Source organism: Gemmatimonas sp. (assembly GCF_044345575.1).
In the GTDB taxonomy this organism is placed as follows: Bacteria; Gemmatimonadota; Gemmatimonadetes; order Gemmatimonadales; family Gemmatimonadaceae; genus Gemmatimonas.
The window spans coordinates 1-7,451 of the sequence record NZ_JBIJAW010000164.1 but is presented as its reverse complement, the minus strand read 5'-3'; the positions used below and the strand labels follow the sequence as shown (position 1 = coordinate 7,451).

Annotated in this window: 7 protein-coding genes; 1 reads left to right on the top strand and 6 read right to left on the bottom strand. The window is 65.2% G+C overall.

The window, feature by feature from the left end; genetic code table 11:
* A partial coding sequence (locus ACIQ6O_RS10505) for a hypothetical protein (RefSeq protein WP_396207740.1) occupies window positions 1–864 on the bottom strand: 864 nt, incomplete at its 3' end.
* 314 nt (window positions 865–1,178) lie between these two features.
* Between ACIQ6O_RS10505 and ACIQ6O_RS10500 the strand changes: the two genes are divergently transcribed.
* Window positions 1,179–1,559, top strand: coding sequence for a helix-turn-helix domain-containing protein (locus ACIQ6O_RS10500; RefSeq protein WP_396207739.1), 381 nt, complete (start codon window positions 1,179–1,181; stop codon window positions 1,557–1,559).
* A gap of 54 nt (window positions 1,560–1,613) precedes the next feature.
* On the opposite strand, the gene ACIQ6O_RS10495 is transcribed toward ACIQ6O_RS10500, so the two are convergent.
* The 5 genes from ACIQ6O_RS10495 to ACIQ6O_RS10475 all read right to left on the bottom strand — a co-directional run.
* Window positions 1,614–3,155 (bottom strand): hypothetical protein, encoded by a 1,542-nt coding sequence (locus ACIQ6O_RS10495; RefSeq protein ID WP_396207738.1) that lies wholly within the window; start codon window positions 3,153–3,155, stop codon window positions 1,614–1,616.
* 317 nt (window positions 3,156–3,472) lie between these two features.
* Window positions 3,473–4,789: a pyruvate dehydrogenase complex dihydrolipoamide acetyltransferase gene (locus ACIQ6O_RS10490; protein WP_396207737.1), complete on the bottom strand. Its 1,317-nt coding sequence runs from the start codon at window positions 4,787–4,789 to the stop codon at window positions 3,473–3,475.
* Window positions 4,790–4,814: 25 nt separating this feature from the next.
* On the bottom strand, window positions 4,815–5,795 hold the full coding sequence (locus ACIQ6O_RS10485; protein WP_396207736.1) for a pyruvate dehydrogenase complex E1 component subunit beta: 981 nt from the start codon (window positions 5,793–5,795) through the stop codon (window positions 4,815–4,817).
* Window positions 5,796–5,809: 14 nt separating this feature from the next.
* Window positions 5,810–6,856 carry a pyruvate dehydrogenase (acetyl-transferring) E1 component subunit alpha gene (gene pdhA / locus ACIQ6O_RS10480; RefSeq protein WP_396207735.1) on the bottom strand — a complete coding sequence of 349 codons (1,047 nt, stop codon included), beginning with the start codon at window positions 6,854–6,856 and terminating at the stop codon, window positions 5,810–5,812.
* 43 nt (window positions 6,857–6,899) lie between these two features.
* Window positions 6,900–7,451: lipoyl synthase (locus ACIQ6O_RS10475; RefSeq protein ID WP_396207734.1), on the bottom strand; the 552-nt coding region annotated here is incomplete at its 5' end.

Below are 7,451 nucleotides of genomic sequence, written 5' to 3'. Positions count from 1 at the left end.
CGGTGCGTCCGCTGCCGTGGCGAAGCGCACGTTGTACACCGTGCGGTTTTCGATACGGAAGCCTTCGATACAGATCTCGAGAGTCCGTCGGCCGAACCCCGAGGTGCCCACCTGCGACGTAAATGTCAGGTGGGCACTCTGTCCACGCGTGCTGAGGGCGGAAAGCCGAGCCTGCACGTCCACGCGCTGATCACCGGTGAACAGGTCGACGAATCGATCGGTCCGACCGTCCTTTCGCCCGCCGGTGATCTGATGGACCAGTTGCCACGCGGCATTGTTGCACGCCACCGGGCTCCAGTCCTGCTCGTACATGATGTGCGCCTGCGGGAGGGTTTCGACCAGCCGTTGCATGACTGCCTGTCCGCCGTCTAGCCGCGCTCGGCGAAGCAGTTGATCCGCGGTGCGAATGCTTGCGAGAAGATCATCGCTGAACGGGCCGCCATCGACGATGCTGGTGACGCCGAGGCGCAGGAGCAGTGAGCGGAGCCCGCGACGCCGATTGCCGTCCTGGATGTGGCAGATCAGAGGCACGACATGGTCGAGACAGGCAAGTGGCCCCTGCACGGCGGGCAGCATTTCCAGCGCATCCGCGTAGTCGGCCGCGGAGAGGACCACGGCATCGGCCCGGACGTACTCGGTGATCGCCGACAGCTGATCGGCTGATGACGCGACCAGGACGGAGGCTTCGGACGAGGGGAACTGTGTACTCAGGGCTTGCCCCCGATGCTTCGCCCGATCGATCACCACGATGCACAGGGTACGCGCCTCACCGGCCTTCGCCCGGTTGAGCGGGAGATCATCGGGCACCCCCACGCCGCGCAGGCTGGACGCGGGGTCGCTCTCGTGCCGGTCAGCGGGAGGCATGATGCCCAATGGCACGGGCGAGTCGCCGACAGGGTACACATGGTGCATGGGAAACACGCTCGCTTGGCTGTTAAGGCTCGCGAAAGGCCGTGAAATTCTGGAGTCGCGCGACTATATTCTGTTTGTTGCTTAGCCAACATTCGGCTGGGCCGACGATGCCAGACACTGGTGCCCGGGCGGGGTGAGCACCGGGTCTGGCCCATTCACGACTTCGAGCGGCACATGCCGAACCTGCTAGCTCTCCGGATAAGTAAACAGCCGGCCTTGGCTAAGTATCTATGTGAAAGGGTAGGGTTCCGCAAGGAGTGCTCTGTTTGAGGCCTCCTGCGCGCCCTGACGATCCCCACGGTCAGGCCCCCGTCGGCCTGCGCTGGCAACGGGCACGCGAAGACGCCGGGTTGGAGCAGCGCGATGCGGCCGCGCTCCTGGCGATCCACCCGGTCACGCTGTCGCGCTATGAGACCGGTGCCCGAAAGATTCCTGCGGCCGTTCAGGAGCGCATGGCGACGGTGTACAAGCTGGCGAGTCAGCCCCCGGTGCAATCACTGGCATACTGGAGTGGTCGGCTTGACCAAATGGTCGACCACCTTCGCCGTGTTGTCAGTGAGCAGACCGAATTGGCTGACCAGCTGCGCCGAGCGGCGCAGTCCGACACGGGCGGGCCACTTGCGGAGGAGGCCGATCCGATCGGCTGATCTGGTCGGGCGTATCGCCGCGCGCGGTTTTGGCCGCGCGCGGGAGCCGCGGCGTTATGCCTGAGGGGACTGAGGCACAACGGGGAACCCGATCTGTACCGTGGTGCCCCCGTGCGGTCCGATGTCATGCATGAACAAACCGCCAGACCGGCACGCAATCGTCGCGGCGGCGCACATGAGCTCCAGTCCAGCGCCCACAGATGGGCGGCCGGGCGCCCCGGCCGTGGTTGTCGTGCCCCGCGGGGTGGTACCCGGTTCGGCCGGGGCTTCGGCCACGATCCACACCTGCTGTTGGTCTCTACGGCTGGACAGGCGCGCGAGCGAGTCCGGCGACGTGCCTTGCGTCATCGCGTGTGCGGTCGTGATCAGCATAGCCTGCAGGTCCGCCTTCGAGAGGCGCAGGTACGCGTCATCGCCACTGCCTGCGGCGTGCTTCAGCCGGCGTAACCCGCTAGCGTCGAGCAGCGTGACGGCTTCGTGAACGGCATCGCCCACCTTCAGTCGAGTTCGCCGGGCGTTCGTCGGTTCAGCGAGTGCCGTAAGCACGGCCAGTACGGCTTGGGTCTCGAGAAGCACCTGCGGTGCGTCGCAAGCGCTCATCGCCGTGGTCGAGTCCTCGCGCTCATTGGCCCGCAGGCGCCGCAAGTAGCTCAGCACATGGTCGAGGCGTCCCCGGTACTGCGCGGTGAGCTGTCGGATGGCCGGACTCGCGAAGGTCACGGCATTGACCGAGGCCTCATCGTGATACTCGAAATCAATCAGAAACGCCGGCGCACACGACAGCTGCAGGCGACGGAGGCGAAGATGCAGAGCGCTGCCCACCGCGCTGTCGTGCTCGAGATCGATCCCGGTAGACAGACAGCCGTGCGGTGAGAGTTGGTCTGCTGTCTCGAACAACGCCTGAAGCTTACGTCGCTGCGACCGCGGTACGAATGATGAGAGCGACTGCGTGCGGGCATCGAAGCGGTCGCCCGCGATCCACGCCAGCAACGATGCGGTGTTCTCCCCGATCGCCAGAGGGGCCCCCTCGGGACTGTAGAGCGCGGAGTGCTGACCAAACGCCGGTAGGACCGCCTCGACACCGGCCATCGCGCCGACCGTCTGGGTTCGCCGAATGACACGCTCGATGGTGCCAAATACCTCGTCGAGACGCGGACCGGTCCCACCGGTGTCCACGACGGCGTCGGCGCCGCTGCGGTACAACTGCTCACGGACCTGGAGGGAGTTGCCGGCGTTCACCGCACAGATAACGGCGCCACCCTTTTGGCGTGTATGTGCCGCAAGCCGCGGAACGACGGCCATGGCATCCTGCACGGTCGGTGAGCAGACGACAATGGTGGAGGAGCCACCCCGCAGTTGTGCCAGAAGCGCCTTGGTACTCGAGAACACGGCGGGCGCACGGTGCGGCATGGCGAGGAGCCACTGCCAGTGTTCGGCCGATCGACCTTGCGCATCATATACCAGCACGTGCCCGTCGGCCGGTGTCTCCAGATGAGACGCACCCTCCGACTCGTACACGACCGGATCAGGCACGCCGCGGTGCCGTTTGGTGCCACCGGCGTATGGCAAGTCGGCGGCGGCATTCCCTCCGGCCATCGGAGTGTTCGGGAGCCAATCGTTGAAACTCCTCATTGGTGCCACTCCTGGGGCAGCATCGCCCCGAACGCGACAGTCTCGGTTTGACGGTTGTTTACGGTTAACTGATTAGCTAATTAGCATGGCGTTTGCCACTGTTCAAAATGTAGCTTACGGATGAGCTTGCCACGGGCAAGTTAAGATGAATTAATCTTGCATGTAGAAAGCAATCATTCTTGGCGAAGGTTGATAACCGTTCAATAAGCAGACCGGTCTGTGACAAAAACGAAAAGGCTCCGGAGCGTTCCGGAGCCTTTTCGTTTTTCGCGTGATCGGTCTCAGAACAGCATCATCATCGGCGCTTCCAGCAGCTGCCGCAGCGTCTGCAGGAACTTCGCGCCCACCGCGCCGTCGATGATGCGGTGATCGCAGCTCATCGTGACGCGCATCTTTTGCCGCGGAACGAACTGGCCGTTCTCCCATACCGGCTTGGTCTCGGTGGCCCCCACCGCGAGAATCGCCGCCTCGGGCGGATTGATGATCGCCGTGAACTGATCGATGCCGAACATGCCGAGGTTCGACACACTGAACGTGCCCCCGCTGTACTCGGCCGGCGTGAGCTTCCGCTCGCGCGCCTTCTTCGCGAGCTCGCGCGCTTCCTTGCCGATCTGGCCGAGCCCCTTGAGGTGCGCGTCGCGGATGACCGGCACGATGAGACCATCGTCGGTGGCCACCGCCATGCCCACGTGCGCGGCGCTGAAGTAGCGGATGCTGTCGCCCTGCCAGTGCGCGTTCACTTCGGGGTGACGCGTGAGGGCGATCGCCACGGCTTTGATCACGATGTCGTTCACCGACACCTTGAACTGATCGCCGGCCGCCACCATCTGCTCACGCAGCTTGCCCACGTTCGTCATGTCGATCTCCGACGTGAGGAAGAACGTGGGGATGGGACCGATGCTCTCGCCGAGACGACGCGCGATCGTCTTGCGCATCTGCGTAAGCGCGACGTCCTTGAACTCGCCATCGATCTGCATGGCGGTCGCGGTCGACGTCGGCTTGCTCGCCGTGCTCGGGGCTGCCGCGGACTGCTCTCGCGGAGGCGCCGAGGGAGCGGAGGCTGCGGAGGCGGCCGCCTGCTCGATGTCGCGCTTGATGACGCGACCACCGGGGCCGGTGCCCTGGATGCTTTGCAGGTTCACGCCACGCTCGGCGGCCATGCGGCGCGCCAGCGGTGAGCTGCGCACGGGGCCTCCGGGTACTGCCGCCGGCTCGTGCTCGGCCGTGCCGGCGGGCGGATGGGCATGCTCGTGTGCGTCGACAGGCGGGTTGGGCATCGCCTCGGCGGGCACGGCCTTCGGCTGCTCCGATGGCGCTTCCGCGGGGGCGTGCCCACCGGCGAGCGCCGAGATGTCCTCGTCGGCCGCGGCGATCACGCCGATCGTGACGCCCACGGGGCTCGTCTGGCCTTCCTCGATCAGGCGCGCGCGCAGAATACCGTCGCCGCGCGCGACGAGCTCCATGATCGCCTTGTCCGTCTCGACTTCGGCAATCGTGTCGCCGCTCTTCACGGCGTCGCCCACGTTCTTTACCCACTTCACCAGGCGCCCTTCCTCCATCGTGGGGGAGAGCGCCTCCATCATCACTTTCGTCGCCATGGGATCGCTATGAGGGTGAGCCTGGTCAATCGATGTAGAGAACCTGCTTCACCGCCGCGATCGTCTTGGGGACGTCGGGCTTGGCGGCCTTCTCGAGGCTCTTCGTGTACGGCATGGGCGCATCGGCCTGATGTACGCGAAGGACTGGCGCGTCGAGGTGGTCGAAGCAGTAGCGCTGCACATAGTCGACCACCTGCGCGCCGACACCACACAGCTCCCAGCCTTCTTCCACCACCACGGCGCGGTTCGTCTTCCGCACGGACTCGGCGATCGCGTCCACGTCCATGGGGCGGATGGTGCGCAGATCCACGACGTCGCAGCGGATGCCTTCCTTCGCGAGCTGATCGGCGGCCTGCATGGCCACCAGCACCATCTTGCCGTGCGTGATGAGCGTGCAGTGCTCGCCTTCGCGCTTGAGATCGGCCTTGCCGAGCGGAATGACGTACTCATCCTCGGGCACTTCACCCTTGGTGTTGTACAGCATTTCGCCTTCGAGGAAACACACCGGGTTGTCGTCGCGAATCGCCGCCTTGAGCAGCCCCTTCGCGTCGTACGGCGTGCCGGGCGCCACCACCTTGAGTCCCGGGATGTGCGCGAGCCACGACTCGAATGCCTGCGAGTGCTGCGCGGCGAGCTGCAGCGCGGCACCGTTGGGGCCGCGGAACACCATCGGCATCGGGAACTGGCCGCCCGACATGTAGAGCATCTTCGCGGCGACGTTCACCACCTGGTCGATGGCGAGCAGCGCGAAGTTCCAGGTCATGAACTCGATGACGGGACGGAGGCCGCACATCGCGGCGCCCACGCCCACACCGGCGAACCCGAGTTCGGTGATGGGCGTGTCCACCACGCGCATCTCGCCGAACTCCTGCAGCAGTCCCTTCGACACCTTGTAGGCACCCTGATACACGGCGACTTCCTCACCCATGAGGAAGACGCGGTCGTCGCGGTGCATCTCTTCGCGGAGCGCCTGATTGAGGGCGTCGCGGTACGTAATGATGGCCATGGTCGGTGCGCGCCTCAGCTCGTGGTTTCGACGAGGATGTCTTCCATGAGCGCCTCGAGCGGCAACTCCGGGCTGGCTTCAGCGAAGTCGATGCTGTCCTGCACGAGCTTCTTGATCTCTTCGTCCATCGCGGTGACTTCGGCGGCGCTGATCTCGCCGGCCTCTTCCATGCGCTGACGGTGCAGCGCGATGGGATCGCGCTTGAGGTACTGCTCGAGCTCCTCCTTCGTGCGGTACGTCCCGCTCACCGCGTCGGACATGGAGTGGCCCATGAAGCGATAGGTGCGCACTTCGAGCAGCGTGGGCATGCTCTCCTTGCGTGCGCGGTCGATGGCTTCCGTCATGGCCTTGCGCACGGCGAGCACGTCCTGGCCGTCGACCACATCGCGCGGCATGTCGTACGAGGCGCCACGCTTGTAGATGTCGTGGATGGATGAGGCGCGCTCGAGCGCGGTGCCCATGCCATAGCGGTTGTTCTCGATGATGAACACGCAGGGGAGCTTCCAGAGCGCCGCCATGTTGAGCGCTTCGTGGAACGCGCCCGTGTTCACGACGGACTCACCCATGAAGCAGGCGATCACCTGGTCGCCGCCGCGGTAGCGGATGGCGAAGCCCACGCCGGCGGCGATGGGCACATGGCCGCCGACGATGCCGTGCCCGCCGAGGAAGCCGAGCTGCTTGTCGAACATGTGCATCGAGCCGCCCTTGCCCTTCGCACAGCCGTCCTGCCGGCCGAACAGCTCGGCCATGACGGCGCGCGGGGTCATGCCGCGCGCGAGCGCCTGCCCATGGTCGCGGTAGGTGGTGATGATGTAGTCGTCGGGGCGGAGCAGCGAAATGATGCCCGTGGAGACGGCTTCCTGGCCGATGTACAGGTGGCAGAAGCCACCGATCCGCCCGATCGCGTACATCTCGGCGCAGCGTTCTTCGAAGCGGCGCTGGAGGAGCATGCTGTACAGCAGCTCCGTGTTGAGTGCGGCGGTGGGGGTCGCCGAGGTGCTGTCCGCGTTCACGGTCACCTGGATGTCAGATTTCGGGTCAGATTTCTTCTTCGGAGGCATCAGAACGTCAGTGGGGAGTGTTGGATGGTGAGTTCTGAGTTCTTCAGGCGAGCGAAGCCGCCTGGACCTGCTCCCAGGCGTGATAGCTGGAGCGCACGAGCGGTCCGCTTTCGACGTGCTTGAAGCCCATGCGCATGCCGACGTCGTACAGCTCGCGGAACTCCTGCGGCGTGACGTACCGATCGAGTTCGATGTGCGAGTCGGACGGACGCAGGTACTGGCCGAGGGTGAGGATGTCCACGTCGACCGCGCGGAGGTCCTTCATGACCTCGACGACTTCCTCATTGGTTTCCCCGAGACCGAGGATGATGCCGGTCTTGGTGGGGATGTCCGGAGCGATGCGCTTGGCGACGCGGAAGATGTCGAGCACGCGTTCGTAGCGGCCGCCCGGGCGCGCCTTCTTGAAGAGGCGCGGCACCGTTTCGGTGTTGTGGTTGTAGATCTCCGGGCGCGCCTCGAGCACGGCCTTGATGGAGTCGTGGTTGCCCTGGAAATCGGGCACAAGGACTTCGACCGAGCACTCGGGGAGGCGCTGATGGATCTGCCGGATGGTTTCGGCGAAGATGTACGCGCCGAAGTCGGGGAGATCGTCGCG

Coding starts and splice junctions, on each gene's coding strand:
- ACIQ6O_RS10495 (WP_396207738.1), bottom strand. CDS start 3,155: ATGGCCGGAGGGAATGCCGCCGCCGACTTGCCATACGCCGGTGGCACC.
- ACIQ6O_RS10490 (WP_396207737.1), bottom strand. CDS start 4,789: ATGGCGACGAAAGTGATGATGGAGGCGCTCTCCCCCACGATGGAGGAA.
- ACIQ6O_RS10485 (WP_396207736.1), bottom strand. CDS start 5,795: ATGGCCATCATTACGTACCGCGACGCCCTCAATCAGGCGCTCCGCGAA.
- pdhA (WP_396207735.1), bottom strand. CDS start 6,856: ATGCCTCCGAAGAAGAAATCTGACCCGAAATCTGACATCCAGGTGACC.